The organism is Aeromicrobium sp. A1-2 (assembly GCF_003443875.1).
Lineage (GTDB): Bacteria > Actinomycetota > Actinomycetes > Propionibacteriales > Nocardioidaceae > Aeromicrobium.
Genome location: NZ_CP027482.1, coordinates 3090043 through 3105553, shown reverse-complemented (window position 1 = coordinate 3105553; position 15511 = coordinate 3090043). Strand labels below are relative to the sequence as shown.

Annotated in this window: 17 protein-coding genes; 11 read left to right on the top strand and 6 right to left on the bottom strand. The window is 68.4% G+C overall.

Features of this window, described 5'->3' with window-relative positions; translation table 11 throughout:
• The first annotated feature begins 54 nt into the window (after positions 1–54).
• Both C6I20_RS15260 and C6I20_RS15255 read left to right on the top strand, forming a co-directional pair.
• A complete protein-coding gene (locus C6I20_RS15260) occupies positions 55–858 on the top strand; it encodes a crotonase/enoyl-CoA hydratase family protein (protein WP_118397561.1) in 804 nt (267 codons plus the stop codon).
• A 53-nt stretch (positions 859–911) separates the two neighbouring features.
• Positions 912–1676, top strand: a complete 765-nt coding sequence (locus C6I20_RS15255) for a class I SAM-dependent methyltransferase (protein WP_162891362.1) — start codon at positions 912–914, stop codon at positions 1674–1676.
• Positions 1677–1779: 103 nt separating this feature from the next.
• Here the strand turns inward: C6I20_RS15255 and C6I20_RS15250 are convergent, their stop codons facing one another.
• A complete protein-coding gene (locus tag C6I20_RS15250; RefSeq protein ID WP_118397555.1) occupies positions 1780–2046 on the bottom strand; it encodes a DUF2277 domain-containing protein in 267 nt (88 codons plus the stop codon).
• Between the two features lie 59 nt (positions 2047–2105).
• Positions 2106–2633, bottom strand: a complete 528-nt coding sequence (locus C6I20_RS15245; RefSeq protein ID WP_118397552.1) for a TetR/AcrR family transcriptional regulator — start codon at positions 2631–2633, stop codon at positions 2106–2108.
• Between the two features lie 95 nt (positions 2634–2728).
• On the opposite strand from C6I20_RS15245, the gene C6I20_RS15240 reads away from it, so the two are divergent.
• On the top strand, positions 2729–4255 hold the full coding sequence (locus tag C6I20_RS15240; protein ID WP_118397549.1) for an MFS transporter: 1527 nt from the start codon (positions 2729–2731) through the stop codon (positions 4253–4255).
• Positions 4256–4375: 120 nt separating this feature from the next.
• Here C6I20_RS15240 and C6I20_RS15235 read toward each other — a convergent pair whose 3' ends face one another.
• Positions 4376–5281 carry a LysR family transcriptional regulator gene (locus C6I20_RS15235; RefSeq protein WP_118397546.1) on the bottom strand — a complete coding sequence of 302 codons (906 nt, stop codon included), beginning with the start codon at positions 5279–5281 and terminating at the stop codon, positions 4376–4378.
• Positions 5282–5353: 72 nt separating this feature from the next.
• Between C6I20_RS15235 and C6I20_RS15230 the strand changes: the two genes are divergently transcribed.
• On the top strand, positions 5354–6283 hold the full coding sequence (locus tag C6I20_RS15230) for an EamA family transporter (RefSeq protein ID WP_118397543.1): 930 nt from the start codon (positions 5354–5356) through the stop codon (positions 6281–6283).
• Here the strand turns inward: C6I20_RS15230 and C6I20_RS15225 are convergent.
• The gene (locus C6I20_RS15225) at positions 6222–6773 is read right to left on the bottom strand and encodes a TetR/AcrR family transcriptional regulator (RefSeq protein WP_118397540.1); all 552 of its coding nucleotides are present in this window, start codon (positions 6771–6773) and stop codon (positions 6222–6224) included. The genes C6I20_RS15230 and C6I20_RS15225 overlap by 62 nt on opposite strands.
• Positions 6774–6820: 47 nt before the next feature.
• Here C6I20_RS15225 and C6I20_RS15220 point away from each other — a divergent pair, with 47 nt between their 5' ends.
• The 3 genes from C6I20_RS15220 to C6I20_RS15210 all read left to right on the top strand — a co-directional run bounded on the left by C6I20_RS15220 (position 6821) and on the right by C6I20_RS15210 (position 11225).
• The gene (locus tag C6I20_RS15220) at positions 6821–8362 is read left to right on the top strand and encodes a carboxyl transferase domain-containing protein (RefSeq protein ID WP_118397537.1); all 1542 of its coding nucleotides are present in this window, start codon (positions 6821–6823) and stop codon (positions 8360–8362) included.
• Between the two features lie 74 nt (positions 8363–8436).
• A complete protein-coding gene (locus tag C6I20_RS15215) occupies positions 8437–10308 on the top strand; it encodes a biotin carboxylase N-terminal domain-containing protein (protein WP_118397533.1) in 1872 nt (623 codons plus the stop codon).
• The gene (locus tag C6I20_RS15210; protein WP_118397530.1) at positions 10305–11225 is read left to right on the top strand and encodes a hydroxymethylglutaryl-CoA lyase; all 921 of its coding nucleotides are present in this window, start codon (positions 10305–10307) and stop codon (positions 11223–11225) included. Before C6I20_RS15215 ends, C6I20_RS15210 begins: the two co-directional genes overlap by 4 nt.
• 16 nt (positions 11226–11241) lie before the next feature.
• Here the strand turns inward: C6I20_RS15210 and C6I20_RS15205 are convergent, their stop codons facing one another.
• Positions 11242–11916: an EcsC family protein gene (locus tag C6I20_RS15205; protein ID WP_118397527.1), complete on the bottom strand. Its 675-nt coding sequence runs from the start codon at positions 11914–11916 to the stop codon at positions 11242–11244.
• Between the two features lie 71 nt (positions 11917–11987).
• On the opposite strand from C6I20_RS15205, the gene C6I20_RS15200 reads away from it, so the two are divergent.
• From C6I20_RS15200 to C6I20_RS15185, 4 genes are all read left to right on the top strand, one after another.
• Complete coding sequence (locus C6I20_RS15200; protein WP_118397524.1) at positions 11988–12953, top strand: phosphotransferase; 966 nt, start codon at positions 11988–11990, stop codon at positions 12951–12953.
• Positions 12950–13603, top strand: coding sequence for a leucyl/phenylalanyl-tRNA--protein transferase (gene aat / locus C6I20_RS15195; protein WP_254052161.1), 654 nt, complete (start codon positions 12950–12952; stop codon positions 13601–13603). Before C6I20_RS15200 ends, aat begins: the two co-directional genes overlap by 4 nt.
• 109 nt (positions 13604–13712) lie before the next feature.
• A complete protein-coding gene (locus C6I20_RS15190) occupies positions 13713–13985 on the top strand; it encodes an HU family DNA-binding protein (protein ID WP_216823109.1) in 273 nt (90 codons plus the stop codon).
• A gap of 76 nt (positions 13986–14061) precedes the next feature.
• Positions 14062–15111, top strand: coding sequence for a CPBP family intramembrane glutamic endopeptidase (locus tag C6I20_RS15185; protein WP_118397518.1), 1050 nt, complete (start codon positions 14062–14064; stop codon positions 15109–15111).
• Here C6I20_RS15185 and C6I20_RS15180 read toward each other — a convergent pair.
• Positions 15108–15425: a rhodanese-like domain-containing protein gene (locus C6I20_RS15180; protein WP_118397515.1), complete on the bottom strand. Its 318-nt coding sequence runs from the start codon at positions 15423–15425 to the stop codon at positions 15108–15110. The genes C6I20_RS15185 and C6I20_RS15180 overlap by 4 nt on opposite strands.
• Positions 15426–15511 lie beyond the last annotated feature (86 nt).

Genomic DNA, 15511 nt, shown 5'->3' with positions numbered 1-15511 from the left:
ATGTCGCAACAGGGAGTGCGTGGGGTGCGAACGCCCTCCGGATACGATCCAGGCATGACCGAACCACGCGTGCTGACCGATATCGACGGCCCGATTGCGTACGTCACGCTCAACCGGCCGGACAAGCTCAACGGCGTCGACCTGGAGCTGATCGACGAGCTGATCGCCGCCGCCGAGTCGCTCCGAAGCAACCGGGACATCCGCGCCGTCGTGCTGCAGGGCCACGGGCGGTCGTTCTGCGCCGGCCTCGACTTCGGCGCAGCCTTCAAGGACAAGCGTCGGGTCGCCAAGTTCTTCTTCGCCGGACCGCGCACGGTCAACCGGTTCCAGAAGGTCACCGCAATCTGGCGCGACCTCCCGGTGCCGGTCGTCGCGGTGATCCACGGCCACTGCTACGGCGCGGGCGTCCAGCTCGCGGCCGGCGCAGACCTGCGCTTCACGACGCCGGACGCGACCTGGTCGATCCTCGAGGCGAAGTGGGGACTCGTGCCGGACATGGCCGGCACCGTCCCGTTCGGTGAACTGCTCCCGGCCGATGTCGTCATGCGACTGTCGATGACCGGCGAGTCGATCACGGGTGCCCGAGCGGTCGAGCTGGGCCTGGCCACCGAGGTCAGCGACGATCCGCTCAAGGCGGCCTTGGGCTTCGTCGATCAGATTCTCGAGCGCTCGCCGGACTCGGTCGCGGCGACCAAGCGCCTGCTGTACGCCAACCGGCACCAGAGCGTCCGCAAGTCGTACCGGCTCGAGCGCCGGTTGCAGGCGGCGATGTTCAAGGCGAAGAACACCGCGATCGCGCGCAAGGCCGGTATGGCCAAGGAGTCCCCGGTCTTCGGCCCGCGGACGTACGGGCCATAGTCGCCCCGGTCGACGATTCGGGCCGTACGCGTTGGGTTGTTAGTGTGTTCGGCGTGACTGACGACAAGCCTTCCAAGAAGGTCGCCAACCAGTACGAGCGTGGCTACGACTACACGAAGTACTGGGACAACCGCGATTATGAGAACGCCGCCGAGCACATGGCGATCCGGCGTCTCCTGAAGGGCGACCACTTCGGCAACGCCGCCGACATCGGTGGCGGTTTCGGCCGTCTGTGCATCCTGCTGCGGACGTTTTCCGACAAGGTCACGCTCGCCGAGCCGGCCGCATCACAGCTCGAGGCGGCCAAGAAGGTGCTTGAGGGCACCGACATCGCCCAGGTGCAGATGCAGGCTGACGACCTGAAGTTCGCCGACGGTGAGCTCGACCTGATCACGATGATCCGGGTCATGCACCACCTGCCCGATCCGACGGCCGAGTTCGCCGAGATCGCCCGGGTGCTGGCGCCCGGTGGCACGGCGATCATCGAGGTCGCCAACTACGGCCACTTCAAGAATCGTCGCCGGCACAAGAAGCAGGGCACTCCGCTGCCGACCGAGCCGGTCAGCATCCGTACGGTCAAGGCCGACGAGCCCGACGCGATCGCGTTCGTCAACCACAACATCGACACCGTGCTGGGTCAGCTCCAGACCGCGGGACTGACGCTCGACAGCAAGCTGTCGGTGTCCAACCTGCGGAGCCAGAAGCTCAAGCGGGCGCTGCCGACCCGCGCGATGCTCGCGGTGGAGCGCGCGACCCAGAGCCGATTGGCCAAGAACAACTTCGGCCCGAGCATCTTCCTCAAGCTCCGCAAGGCCTGACCTCACCTTCCCGCTGGGCCTGACGTTCCTGCAGCGACACGCCGTCCGTGTCTGCAGAAACGTCAGGCCCAGCGGTGACTGGCGCCGAGGACGCTGTGACGGGTCAGGCGAATCGCTCGGCCGAGCGAGCCCGGGCCTTGGCGGCCTCGACCTCGCGATCCTTGGGCGGGGCGGTGGTGACCAGGTCTTCGAGGAGATGCCCTGTGATGTGGGCGATCTCGGCGACGGCTCGGTTGAACGCCTCCTCGTTGGCCTTGGACGGCTTGGCCGATCCGCTGACCTTGCGTACGTACTGCAGGGCGGCGGCGTAGACCTCGTCGTGGGTCGCTGCGGGCTCGAAATTGTGAAGAGTACGGATGTTGCGGCACATGCCGTCAGGCTAGAACAGCGATACGCCGAGGACCAGAGCCGCGACTGCTGCCTGGCGGGTCAGAGGACCTCGAGCCGCCGAAGCACGTCCCGCACGTGCTTGAGGGCATTCTTCTCGGTCAGTCCGGTTGTGTCGTCGAAGTACAGACCATCGCCGATCAGCTGGATCGTCCGCGCGAGCGACTCGTCACCCAGATGCTCACGGAGCACCCGAAACCATCCCTCGCGGAGGTCAGCGAGTGCCGCGGACGCCCGGGAGTCGCTCTCCTGCGCGATACGTCCGGCCGCGATGAGCGCACGGTCGAAGTCGCTGCCGGTGTTGACCGAGGTGGCGAGGTAGAACTCGACCGGCCCCTTCCTCGCGGTGCGCATCTTGGCGACATCGGCGTCTCCCTGCTCGCGCAAGCGGTCCAGCATGCCGTCGACCAGCGAGTCCTTGCTGTGGAAGTGGTACAGCAGTCCGCCCTTGGAGACCTCGGCCTCTGCCGCGACGGCATCGAGCGTTGCCGCCCGACTTCCGGCGGTGACCAGCAGGGTCTCGAAGGCGTCGAGCAGGCGATCTCTCGTCGATCGTTCCCCGGCCGTCATGCGCCCACCCTACCGAGAGGAATATCACCATGCCGCGACTCGTTGTCTATACCGTCTGGACGGTACAGTCACGGAGTCCGTCGGAAGGAGGGCCCATGACCACGATCGACCCGCGCTACCGCGCCGAACCGACTGACTCGGCTCGCGCAGGACTGCGCGACTGGCTGGCGCTGGGCGTCCTCATGCTGCCGGTCCTGCTGACCTCGATCGACAACACGGTGCTGAGCTTTGCCCTGCCCCAGGTCAGCACCGCGCTGCACCCGACCGGCGAGCAGCTGTTGTGGCTCGTCGACATCTATCCGTTGATGCTGGCTGGTCTGCTGATCGCGATGGGCAGCATCGGCGACCGCGTCGGGCGGCGCAAGCTCCTGTTGATCGGCGCGGTCGGCTTCGGCATCGCGTCGGTCTGCGCCGCCTACAGCCCCAGCGCCGAGACCCTGTTCGCCTCGCGGGCGCTGCTCGGCGTGTTCGGGGCGACCCTCATGCCATCGACCCTGTCGCTGATCCGCAACATCTTCACGCATCGCGAGGACCGCCGGCTCGCCGTTGCCACGTGGGCCTCTGCTTTCGCTGGTGGCGCGGCCCTGGGGCCGGTCGTCGGCGGCTGGCTGCTCGAGCACTTCTGGTGGGGCTCGGTGTTCCTGATCAACGTGCCGATCATCGCCATCTTCCTGGTCGCCGCTGTCTTCCTACTCCCTGAATCGCGCGATCCGCGGCCCGGTCGCATCGATCTGCCCAGCATCTTCTTGTCGATGACCGCGATGCTGCCGTTCGTCGTGGGCATCAAGCAGGTCGCCGAGCACGGCTTCAGCGATCTCGCACTGCTCGGATTCTCGACCGGGATCATCAGTGGTGTGCTGTTCGTCCGACGGCAGAAACGACTGGTCGATCCCATGGTGGACATGTCGCTGTTCTCTGACCGGATCTTCAGCGGAGCCATCGTGGCCAACCTGTTGAGTCTCATGGGTTACGCCGGATTCGTGTTCTTCGCGGCCCAGTTCCTGCAGCTCGTAGCCGGCCTGTCCCCCATGGCCGCTGCGACGGTGCTGCTGCCTGGTCTCGTCGTGACCGTCATCGCGGGCTTCGCCGCCGTGCGTCTGGTCCGGATCTTCCCTGCGCGGGTCCTGGTGGCGGGCAGCTTTGGCCTGTCGGCCTCGGGCTATGCGATCGCGGCCTTCCTCGGGACCCCCACGACGTGGACGATCATGGTCGCCTTCACGGTGATGGGCCTGGGCATCGGACTCGCCGAGACCTTGACCAATGACTTGATGCTGTCGAGCGTTCCGCCGTACAAGGCCGGCGCCGCATCGGCGATATCGGAGACGGCGTACGAGGTCGGTGCCGTGCTGGGGACGGCAGTCCTCGGGAGCATCCTGACCTCGGCGTACCGCTCGCACCTGACCGTTCCGGCTGTCGCCCGGTGGGGCGGTGGTGACTCCTCGTTCGAGACGCTGGGCAGCACTGTTGAGTACGCCGGCAACTACCCGAACATGGTCGGGGAGGAACTCGTGCGCTCGGCCCATGCCGCTTTCGAGCTGGGCGTGCAGCTGACGTCGGCGACCGCGATCGTCGTCGCCGTGGCCGCCGCAGTCGTCTCGTGGCGGACGCTCAAGGACGCCTGACCGCTGGCGTACCTCACTCCTGCTGGCCAACTGCCAGTCCACCGGGTGAATCTGCCCAGAGGAGTGGCGGTTTACCAGGAGAACCTGGTAAACCGTCGCTGGGGGTGGGAGCACCTGGAGCTACGACGTCGGGGGGAACAGCTCCTCGAGCTGGTGCTGGACGTGCTGGCGGGCGGGGTTCTCGCGGCTGGCGACCCGCCACACCGAACTGACCCGGCGTTGCGGGGTCGGGTCGACGACGGTCATGGCTCGCACCCGCGGGGACAGCGGCTCGCGGCCCAGCCGTGGCACCAGCGCCACCGCCACGCCGTGCTCGACCATCGCGGCGTGGGTCGAGTACGAGCCGTCGAAGTAGCGCACATCGGGTCGGTGGCCGTGCATCGCAAACATGTGGACCAGCCACTCGTGGCAGATTGTGCCGGCCGGGGTCGTGATCCAGCGCTCCTCGATCAGATCCATCGGCGTGACCTGGTCTTGGAGGCTCAGCCGGTGGTCCCACGCGAGCAGGACGTCGGCGTGATCGACGTGCAGCTGATGTGACTCCACGGTCGACGGGATCTCCAGCGACAACGAGTTCCAGTCGTGGACCAGCGCAAGATCCGTGCCGCCCCGCTCGACCAGGGTCACAGCTTCTCGCGGATCGGTCTCGACGACCGTGATGTCGAGCTCCGGCGCCGTCGTGCGCAGGCGGGCCAGCAAGGGCGCGACGATGCCACGGTTGGCGGTCGAGAACGAGGCGATGCGGAACGTCCCGCGCAGCTCCTCCGCGCCACCGACGGCGATGTTCTCGACCTGCTCCAGGTCGGCCAGCAGGACAGTGCCGCGCTCGGCCAGCAGCCGACCCCGTTCGGTCAGGATCACGCTGCGCCCGACCCGCTCGAGCATCGGGGAGTGGCTCTTTCGCTCGAGTTTCTTGATCTGTTGAGACACTGCCGACGGCGTGAAGTCGAGCGCAGCCGCCGCTGCGACGATGCTGCCGTGATCTCGTACGGCGATGAGCGAACGCAGTGATCCTAGGTCGATCATGAAGCAACAGTACGGTCTTTCGTGCAGAAACCCTCGCTGGTACTTGATCGTCAGGCGAGTCACACTGGAGTCATGTCCCCCAAGCACGGCCTGCTGGCCCTCGTCGTGATGTTGATCTGGGGCGCCAACTTCGTGGTGATCGACGAAGGGCTGAGCGACGTCCCACCGCTGCTGTTCCTGGCGATGCGGTTCGTGCTGGTCGCCTTCCCCCTGGTGTTCTTCGTCAGGCCTCCGCAAGCGCCGTGGCGGACCGTCGTCGCGATCGGCGCCTTCATGAGCCTGGGTCAGTTCAGCCTGCTCTACCTTGCGCTCGACCTCGGGATGCCGGCCGGGCTCGCCTCCCTGGTTCTGCAGGCGCAGGTCATCCTCACGATCGTGATCGCGGCGATCGTCCTGAGAGAGCCGCCGACGGGCCGTCAGGTCGTGGGCGCGTTTCTTGGCACGGCGGGGCTGGTGCTCGTGGTGGTCGCCCACGGCATCTCGGCACCGGTCGTGCCGGTGCTCGTGATCCTCTGCGCCGCGCTGTCGTGGGCGACCGGCAACGTCATCGCCCGCAAGGCCGGTGTCTCGTCGGGCTTCTCGTTGGTCGTGTGGTCGGCGCTGGTCGTGCCGCTCCCGGCGCTGGGGCTGTCGCTGGTGATCGACGGCTCGGACGAGGTCGGCCGTGCCCTGACCCACCTGTCGGGGGTCGCGCTCGCGAGCACGGCCTACACGGCCATTGGCGCGTCGGTGATCGGCTACGGCATCTGGAACTCGTTGCTCGCGCGCTACCCGGCCAGCGCCGTCGTGCCCTACGTCCTGCTGGTTCCGGTCGTCGGCATCCTGGCCGCGTGGATCGTGCAGTCAGAGGTGCCCACGGCACTCGAGGTGGTGGGCGGCGCGGTCATGCTGGCCGGAGTCGCGATAGCGACCCGGGCGACGCGCGGTCCGCGCCCGGGACCTACGCCCGAAGCGCCGATCGTGCCATCAAGGCCAGCCGGGAGCGCATCGCTGCCTCGCTGATCCGGGCGCTGTGCGGCGTCGAGTTGAGCAGCCCGAACGTCGCCTGCACGGCGGCCCGCGCCTCGCTGGCGTCCAGATCGTCGCGCAACCGGAGCACGACGTCGACCCAGATGTCGACGTACGCCAGCTGCAGGAGGCGGACCTGCTTGCGACCCGCGGCATCGAGGTTGGCCCACTCGCGCTCCTGGATCACGATCAGCGCCGGATGTCCCAGCGCGAAGTCGATGTGCCACGCGATCAGCTCCTCGAGCGCGTCCTCGGGACTGCGAGCAGCGGCGGCTCGGGCCACCCCCTCAGCGAGCAGCTCCTCGCTGATCGCGGTCAGCGACTGGGTGAGGATGTCGTCCTTGCCAGCGAAGTGCTTGTAGAGAGCCGGCCCGGAGATTCCGCAGGCACTGCCGATGTCATGCACCGAGACGCCGTGGAAGCCTCGCTCGGCGAACAGCGACGCAGCGGTGTCGAGGATCTGCTGGCGACGGGGCGTGCTCACCCGGTCACTGTAGCGGAAACAGGTTAACGACTGTTAACCTTGCGAGCATGCGTCAACTCGTCGAAGAGCTGCGGAACACCCTCGCCACGGTGCGTGCCGGTGGCGGTGAGGCATCCCGTCAGCGGCACGTGGGTCGCGGAAAGCTGCTGCCCCGTGACCGCGTCGACCACCTGCTCGATCCCGGTTCGCCATTCCTCGAGATCGCGCCTCTCGCGGCCTACGAGATGTATGGCGGCGAGGTGCCCAGCGCGGGCATCGTGACCGGCATCGGCCGGGTCAGCGGTCGCGACTGCGTGATCGTCGCGAACGACGCGACGGTCAAGGGCGGCACGTACTACCCGCTGACGGTCAAGAAGCACCTGCGCGCACAGACCATCGCGCAGGAGAACAACCTGCCGTGCATCTACCTGGTCGACTCCGGCGGCGCGTTCCTGCCGATGCAGGACGAGGTCTTCCCCGACCGGGAGCACTTCGGCCGCATCTTCTACAACCAGGCCCAGATGTCGGCGCAACAGATCCCGCAGATCGCCGCCGTCATGGGGTCGTGCACCGCCGGTGGCGCGTACGTGCCGGCGATGAGCGACGAGTCGGTCATCGTCAAGGAGCAGGGCACGATCTTCCTGGGCGGCCCGCCACTGGTCAAGGCCGCAACCGGTGAGATCGTGACCGCTGAGGACCTCGGCGGAGGGGACGTGCACGCCCGGTTGTCCGGTGTCGTCGACCACCTCGCGGACGACGACGAGCACGCGCTGCAGATCGTCCGATCGATCATCGGCACCCTCGAGCGACCGACCAGCGCCGCTCCGCCGCACGAGCCGGTCGAGCCGGCCGAGGATCCCGAGACGCTCTACGACATCGTGCCGGTCGACGGCCGCACGCCGTACGACGTCCGTGAGGTCATCCGCAGGATCGTCGACGACTCCCGACTGCACGAGTTCAAGCCGCTGTACGGCGACACCCTGGTGTGCGGCTTCGCGCGGATCTGGGGCTATCCGGTCGCGATCATCGCCAACAACGGCATCCTGTTCAGCGAGTCGGCCCTCAAGGGCGCGCACTTCATCGAGCTGGCCAACCAGCGCGGTGTCCCGCTGGTGTTCCTGCAGAACATCACCGGCTTCATGGTCGGCCAGGAGTACGAGAACAAGGGCATCGCCAAGGACGGGGCCAAGCTCGTCACGGCGGTGGCTTCCTCGGTCGTCCCGAAGTTCACGGTCGTGATCGGTGGCTCGTTCGGCGCCGGCAACTACGGCATGTGCGGCCGGGCCTACGACCCGCGGTTCCTGTGGATGTGGCCCAATGCTCGCATCTCCGTGATGGGTGGGGAGCAGGCCTCTGCCGTGCTGGCGACCGTCCGCCGTGACGGCATCGAGGCGAAGGGCGGCGAGTGGTCCGCCGAGGACGAAGAGGCGTTCCGCGCGCCGATCCGTGAGCAGTACGACGTGCAGGGCTCGCCCTACTACTCCAGTGCCCGATTGTGGGACGACGGGATCATCGACCCGATCGACACCCGTCGGGTGCTGGGCATGGGCCTCGAGATCGCCGCAGCCACTCCGACCCCGGCGCCGCAGTTCGGCGTCTTCCGGATGTAGGCCGCCATGCCGTCGTTGACCCGTCACCTTCCGAACCGAGCCTGCGGTCCCGCCGCGAGAAACCGAGTGAGCGCATGACGTTCTCGAGTGTCCTGATCGCCAACCGTGGCGAGATCGCCCGACGCGTCATCGTGGCCTGCCGCGAGGCGGGTCTGCGTAGCATCGCGATCTACTCCGACGCCGATGCCGATGCGCCCTACGTGCGGCTTGCCGACGATGCGGTGCACATCGGGCCGACTCCGGCCACCGAGTCGTATCTCTCGATCGAGCGGGTCCTGGCCGCTGCGAAGGATTCCGGTGCCGAGGCGATCCACCCGGGCTACGGCTTCTTGTCCGAGCGGGCCGAGTTCGCGCGCGCCGTCGTGGATGCGGGATTGGTGTTCATCGGCCCGACCGCCGACGTCATGGACGCGATGGGCCGCAAGGACCGCGCCCGCACGATTGCCGGGCGCGCCGGTGTGCCGGTCACTCCACACTTCGACCCCGAGGCGGTCCCGGCCGACGCCTACCCCGTGCTGGTCAAGGCCGCGGCCGGCGGCGGTGGCAAGGGCATGCGGATCGTGCGCGAGGCCGGTGGCCTGGCGGCCGCGATCGATGCGGCACGGCGCGAGGCGGCGTCGGCCTTCGGTGACGACACCCTGCTGGTCGAGAAGTACGTCGAGGCCGGCCGGCACGTCGAGGTCCAGGTCTTCGGCGACAACGCCGGACACATCGTCCACCTGTTCGAGCGCGACTGCTCGGTGCAGCGCCGTCACCAGAAGGTCGTCGAGGAGGCACCCGCGTACGGGCTCACCGACGAGCTTCGCCGCACGCTGCACGACTCGTCCGTCGCGCTGTGCCGCGAGGTCGGCTACACCGGCGCCGGGACGGTTGAGTTCCTGGTCGCCGACGGGCGGGCGTACTTCTTGGAGATGAACACCCGACTGCAGGTCGAGCACCCCGTCACCGAGCAGATCACGGGTCTTGACCTGGTGCAGTGGCAGCTGCTGGTCGCGGCGGGACATGACCTGCCGCTGGCCCAGGACGAGATCACTGCGTCCGGGCACGCGATGGAGGTGCGGGTCTACGCCGAGGACCCCTATTCCGGGTTCCTCCCGCAGGCCGGGCACGTGCTGGCCGCCGCGTGGCCCGAGGACGTCCGCGTCGAGACCGACCTGTTCGGCGACCAGGAAGTCTCCACGGCATACGACCCGATGCTCGGCAAGATCATCGTGACCGGGTCGGACCGTGAAGACGCTCGCGTGCGCATGATCGCCGCGCTCGACGACACCGGCATCTTCGGCGTGACGACCAATGTGGGCTTCGCGCGCCGCCTGGTCGCCGCCGACGAGTTCGCGGCCGGACGGGTCCACACCGCCTGGCTCGACAGCGACGCCGCCGCGGACCTGCTGACCACGCCGACCCTCTCGGAGCCGGCCGCCCGGGCCGCCGCCCTGCTCTGGGCCGGGCTGACCCTGCCTGACGGCAGCTCGCCCCTGTCGGTGCACGACGGTTGGCGCTCCGGCGGCGATCCTGCCGCGGTGCGGATCGTGCTGGTCGACGAGGCGGACCGCAGCTGGGAGCACCTGATCGGCGACGACGAGCCGGCCGGTGCAGCCGAGCTCGCGATCGCCGACACCGACGGTCTGACGATCGCGTGGCAGGGCCAGACCTGGCGGCTGGACGCCCCCGACCCGATGCGCGGCGGGCACCAGCGCGGCGCTGCGACAGACGCCGACCTCGTGTCACCCATGCCGGGCACGGTGCTGAGGGTCGACGTGTCGCCGGGCGACATCGTGACGCTCGGACAGCAGCTCGGTGTGGTCGAGGCCATGAAGATGGAGCTGTCGATGGTGGCGCCGTACGACGGCGTCGTCTCGCACGTCGGCGCAGCAGCCGGCGATCAGGTGCCGATCAAGCACCTGCTGTTCACGGTGGACCCCGCCGCCACCAAGGAGCAGTCATGATCCCGATGGTCGTGCGCGACGAGGCCCTGCCCGAACGGGTCACGATCTACGAGGTCGGCCCGCGGGACGGCCTGCAGAACGAGTCCGCGGTCGTGCCGCTGGCCGACAAGGCCGAGTTCATCTCCCGCCTGGTCGCCGCGGGGCTGCCGGTCGTCGAGGTGACGAGCTTCGTGCACCCCAAGTGGGTGCCGCAGCTGGCCGACGCCGCCGAGCTCGTGGCCCTCCTGCCGCTGGATGGTCCGACACCGCTGCCGGTGCTGGTGCCCAATGAGCGTGGCCTGGACCGTGCGCTGGCTGCGGGTTGCCCCCACATCGCGATCTTCGGCAGCGCGACCGAGACCTTCGCCCAGAAGAACCTCAACGCGACGCTCGACTCCCAGTTCGCAATGTTCGAGCCGGTCGTGGGTCGCGCACGGGCCGCCGGGGTCGACGTCCGCGCCTATGTCTCGATGTGTTTTGGCGATCCGTGGGAAGGCGCCGTGCCGATCGAGCAGGTCGTCGCCACCGGTACACGGCTGCTCGACCTCGGCGCGACCCAGCTCTCGATCGGCGACACGATCGGTGTCGCGACGGCGGCTCACGTTGGTGCGCTGATCGATGCCTTTGGTGCGGCCGGGGTCGATGTGGACCTGCTCGCGATGCACTTCCACGACACCTACGGCCAGGCGCTCGCCAACTCGTACGCCGCCCTGCGCCACGGCATCACGACGTTCGACGCATCCGCCGGCGGGCTCGGCGGCTGCCCGTACGCCGAGAGCGCGACTGGCAATTTGGCGACCGAGGACCTGGTCTGGATGTTGACCGGCCTGGGCATCGAGCACGGGGTCGACCTCGACGCGCTCGTGCAGACCAGCCGGTGGATGTCCGGCGTCCTCGGCAAGGAGCCGGCCAGCGCCGTCGTGCGCGCCCTGGGCTGACCACGCAGGCCAACCGTCAGCGGGCCAGCCTACGGTCGCGGAGCTCCTCGGCGGCAAACTGGCCGATCTGCCACGTCGCGTACGCGTCACTGGAGGCCCCGACGGCTCCACCCAGGAGAGGGACCCTGCGGCCGATCAGGGTGATGGCCCGCCGCCCCGCGGTGCGTCCGACGAGCTCGGAGGTGACCTCACGCGACAAGGTCTCGTCGAGCACGGGGTCATGCACCGGTGAGGTCGCCAATGCCATCGGCGAGGACGGCAACCGGCGCTTCTCGACCAGGGAGGTCACGGCATCCTCGCCGAGCATGCAGGCCAGGATCGCGTTGCGGACCCGCGGGTCTTCGAGGTCGTAGCCGCGGAGGTGGGCGATGCCGGCAACCAGGTGGCACTGCACGACAGTGACGCCGACGACGTTGGCCGGCACCGAGACGGCGAGGGCCGCAACGCCACCCAGGTTGGTCACGAAGCCCTGGACGCCGGCCAGGCTCGAGTGCAGGCGCACGATACCGCGGATGGCCCGCTCGACGTCGCCGCCGTGGTCGACGAGCTTGGTCTCGCCCGAGGCGGCGGCCGAGCGGAGCGGGCCAATTCCGTCGATCGCGTGGTCAAGGACCGTGCGGACGTAGCCCGATGCCATGGCCGGGGCGAGCTTGGCACCCGCCGTGACGGCGGCAGTACGGCGGACTCCCATCGCTCCAGCATAGGTGGGAACCCGCACGAAGCGCTGGGAGTGGGCCCCCGTCTGGCCCTAGTCTGGTTGCTATGGGACGCCCCTTCTCCGAGTGTGTGGTCGAGCTCGGCTGGCGTCGTGAGGTCGAGTCCTGGGTCGACCAGCAGCTGGCTCGAGACGGACACCGGATCACCGGACCGATTCAGCAGCCACGCGTACGGCCGTGGTCGACGCAGCTCATGATTCCGACCGACCTGGGCTTGATGTGGTTCAAGGCCAACTGCGCGGGGCTGGCGTTCGAGCCGCTCGTGCACGCCGAGCTGGCCCGGCTGGCCCCCGCGTCGGTGGACCAGCCGTATGCCATCGAGCCCGAGCGTGGCTGGATGCTGACGCGCGACCGCGGCACGACCCTGGGCGAGTCGCACGAGCCGACCGTCGAAGATTGGCGCGTGGTGCTCGGCGAGGCCGCTGCCGTGCAACGCATCGCTGTCGGGCATTCCGAGGCGCTCCTGGCCGCGGGCCTGCCCGACTGCTCACCAGCCACTGTGGTCGACCGGTTCGACCGGATCGTCGACATCCTCGTCGACCTGCCGGACGAGCACCCGACGCGGATCGATGCATACCTGGAGCGCCGGCTGCGAGCGATTCGGCCCGAAATCGTGGATGCGGTCGACGAGCTGACCGCTTCGTCCCTGCCGTCGACGTGGCAGCACGGTGACATCCATCCGTGGAACGTCTTCGCAGTCGGTGCCGGCACACTGCGCATCTTCGACTTCGGAGACGGTCAGTGGGCGCATGCGGCGGAGCTGCTGACCGTCCCGCATGGCTGGATCATCGAGCGGGGCACGGTCTCGTGGGAGGACGTCGTAGAGGGCTATTGCGCGATGTGGGATGTCGAGCCGGCCGATCTGGAGTCGCAGCGAGTCGCCACGGAGCTGACCCAGCCGGTCAACCGGGCGATGACGTGGTGGGCGTGTCTCGCGGAGGCCGCCGCGGTGGAGTGGGCCGAGTGGGGCGACGCCCCGATCGACCACCTGTCCCGGTTGGTCGAGCCGTGACGCGGCACGCGTTGGCCGTCTCGCCGTGGGTCTTCGACCCCACGGAGTGGCCGCTCGACGACTGCGTAGCCGCCGGCGCCGACCTCGAGCCGGGGACCCTCCTGGCTGCGTACCGCAGCGGCGCCTTCCCGATGCCGCACGACCGCGAGCTGCTGTGGTGGTCGCCGATGCTCCGCGGCGTCCTGGAGCCGTCGGCGTTGCGGATCACCCGGTCGCTGGCAAAGTCGCGGCGACGCTACGACGTCACGATTGACGAGTCGTTCGAGGAGGTCATCGATGCATGTGCCGACCCGTCCCGGCCCGGTGCATGGATCGACTCGCCGATCCGCGAGGCGTACGTGCGCATGCACCGGCTCGGCTGGGCGCACTCGGTCGAGACGCGCGACTCCGACGGCGCGCTGGTGGGCGGTCTGTACGGGCTGAGCATCGGCCGACTCTTCGCCGGTGAGTCGATGTTCCACCGGGCGACCGATGCCTCGAAGGTTGCGCTGGTCTCACTGACCGAGATCATGGGCGACACGGGGCTGATCGACACCCAGTGGCGCACCGACCACCTCGCGACGTTGGGCGTCACCGAGTGGCCGCGCGAACGTTACCTGCGCACGATCGGCCCCCTGGTCGACGCTGACCCCCCTTCGATCTGGTTCTGATAGCAGGCCGAATTCCCCACAGACCGGGGGGGGTGGGGAAAAATCATTTGGGTGTTGGTTCATAGACTGTGCAGGCACACCCCACCACTCACAAGGAGCTTTTGTGGCTATCTCACGCAACGACCTCGTCGCTGCCCTCGCTTCGAAGGCCGGCACCAGCAAGGCCGAGGCCGACGCAGTTCTCTCGTCCTTCAGCGAGATCCTGCTCGACTCCGTCAGCAATGGCGAGAAGGTCTCGATCCCCGGCATCCTGTCCGTCGAGCGTGTCGAACGCGCCGCGCGCACGGGTCGCAACCCGTCGACGGGCGAGACGATCGACATTCCCGCCGGTTTCGGCGTCAAGGTGAGCGTCGGCTCGCGCCTCAAGGCAGCGGCCAAGTAACACCCCGCACGATCCGCGCAGCGCCATCGGGTTGATCCCGGTGGCGCTGTTGTACGTCTGGTGTGAGGATTCGGCCATGTCCACGAGCTACCACCGACTGGCTCGAGAGACGCCGGTCCACCGATGGTGGCGCCTGCCGCTCGCCGGCATTCTGGGTCTCGCCGGCTATTTCGCGGCTGGCGTTGGCCTGCTCGCCGCGGCGGCCTTCGTGATCTATGCCTCCGGCCGCGATGTCGAGACCGTGATCGACCGCTGGTCCGAGTCGCCGGAGCTCGACCTGACCGCACCGGGCTTGTTCGCAGTCTCGATGATCTCGATCGCGATCCTGCTGCCGGTCGTCCTGATTGCCGTGCAGATCACCGGACCCCGGCCGATCGGATTCCTGACCTCGGTCGAGGGCCGCATGAGATGGCGGTGGCTCGGACGAGTCGCGGCTGTCGCGTTCGCGGTGTACGGCGTGGCGCTGGGTGTCTCGTTGGCGGTCACCGCGGCGACCTCACCCGGCCAGGTCAGCGCACCGCAGATCGACGGCACGGCGGTCCTGGTGCTCGCACTGATCCTGCTGCTGACGCCCTTCCAGGCGGCCGCCGAGGAGTACGTCTTCCGGGGCTACGTCCTTCAGCTCGTCGGCTCGTGGACCCGTTTCGCCGCCATTCCGGTGATCGTCTCGGTGCCGTTGTTCGCCGTGGGTCACACCTACGGCCTGTGGGGACTGGTCGACGTCGGCGTCTTCGGGCTCACCGCGGCGTACCTCACGATCCGGACGGGTGGGCTGGAGGCAGCGATCGCCGCCCACATCGCCAACAACGTCGTGCTGATGGTCGTGGAGGCGCTCGGGATCGTCGGGTTCTCCGACAACGGTGGCCCGCTCGAGCTGATCCCGACCGTCGTCACGAGCATCACGATGGTGCTTTACGTGAGCCGGCTGGCCGATCGGCTGGGGATCGCGCGTACCCGGGCGCCCATCGAGCCACTGCCGCCACCACGTGGCGTGTGGCCCAGACCCCAGGCTCTGTCCGGCGGGCTCGTTGCTCAGTGGCCGCCGCCCGTAGTCCGAGCCGAGCCGACCCTGCACCCCGACACTCCTGACTATCCCGGGGAGCTGCCGCCGGGCTGGAAGCCCTAGGTGGCGACGGGACGTCCGGCCTGCTCCCAGGCCTCCATCCCGCCCGCGAGGTTGACGACGTCGTGACCCTGGGCGTGCAGCCACTCGGTCGCCCGGGCGGATCGGCCGCCCAGATGGCAAACCACGACGGTCCGTGCCGACGGATCGAGCTCACCGACGCGGGCCTGTAGCTGGCCCAGCGGGATGTGGGTCGCGCCGGCGATATGCCCGGCTGCCCACTCGTGATCCTCACGTACGTCGAGCACCGCCAGCTCGGACGGGATCACCTCCGGTACGCCGGAGAGGTCAGTGGTCGGAATGCCGATCTCAGTCATCTGACCATGGTCCCTCGCAGCGTGTGATGCGACACCAATGGGTCCTTTTTTCGCGCAGGGAGTAGTAATGAACCCCTCCGAGTAGT

Excerpts from the sequence above, each read along its gene's own strand:
- C6I20_RS15260 (WP_118397561.1), top strand. The coding sequence starts at position 55 with ATGACCGAACCACGCGTGCTGACCGATATCGACGGCCCGATTGCGTAC.
- C6I20_RS15250 (WP_118397555.1), bottom strand. The coding sequence starts at position 2,046 with ATGTGCCGCAACATCCGTACTCTTCACAATTTCGAGCCCGCAGCGACC.
- C6I20_RS15245 (WP_118397552.1), bottom strand. The coding sequence starts at position 2,633 with ATGACGGCCGGGGAACGATCGACGAGAGATCGCCTGCTCGACGCCTTC.
- C6I20_RS15240 (WP_118397549.1), top strand. The coding sequence starts at position 2,729 with ATGACCACGATCGACCCGCGCTACCGCGCCGAACCGACTGACTCGGCT.
- C6I20_RS15235 (WP_118397546.1), bottom strand. The coding sequence starts at position 5,281 with ATGATCGACCTAGGATCACTGCGTTCGCTCATCGCCGTACGAGATCAC.
- C6I20_RS15230 (WP_118397543.1), top strand. The coding sequence starts at position 5,354 with ATGTCCCCCAAGCACGGCCTGCTGGCCCTCGTCGTGATGTTGATCTGG.
- C6I20_RS15220 (WP_118397537.1), top strand. The coding sequence starts at position 6,821 with ATGCGTCAACTCGTCGAAGAGCTGCGGAACACCCTCGCCACGGTGCGT.
- C6I20_RS15215 (WP_118397533.1), top strand. The coding sequence starts at position 8,437 with ATGACGTTCTCGAGTGTCCTGATCGCCAACCGTGGCGAGATCGCCCGA.
- C6I20_RS15210 (WP_118397530.1), top strand. The coding sequence starts at position 10,305 with ATGATCCCGATGGTCGTGCGCGACGAGGCCCTGCCCGAACGGGTCACG.
- C6I20_RS15205 (WP_118397527.1), bottom strand. The coding sequence starts at position 11,916 with ATGGGAGTCCGCCGTACTGCCGCCGTCACGGCGGGTGCCAAGCTCGCC.
- C6I20_RS15200 (WP_118397524.1), top strand. The coding sequence starts at position 11,988 with ATGGGACGCCCCTTCTCCGAGTGTGTGGTCGAGCTCGGCTGGCGTCGT.
- C6I20_RS15185 (WP_118397518.1), top strand. The coding sequence starts at position 14,062 with ATGTCCACGAGCTACCACCGACTGGCTCGAGAGACGCCGGTCCACCGA.
- C6I20_RS15180 (WP_118397515.1), bottom strand. The coding sequence starts at position 15,425 with ATGACTGAGATCGGCATTCCGACCACTGACCTCTCCGGCGTACCGGAG.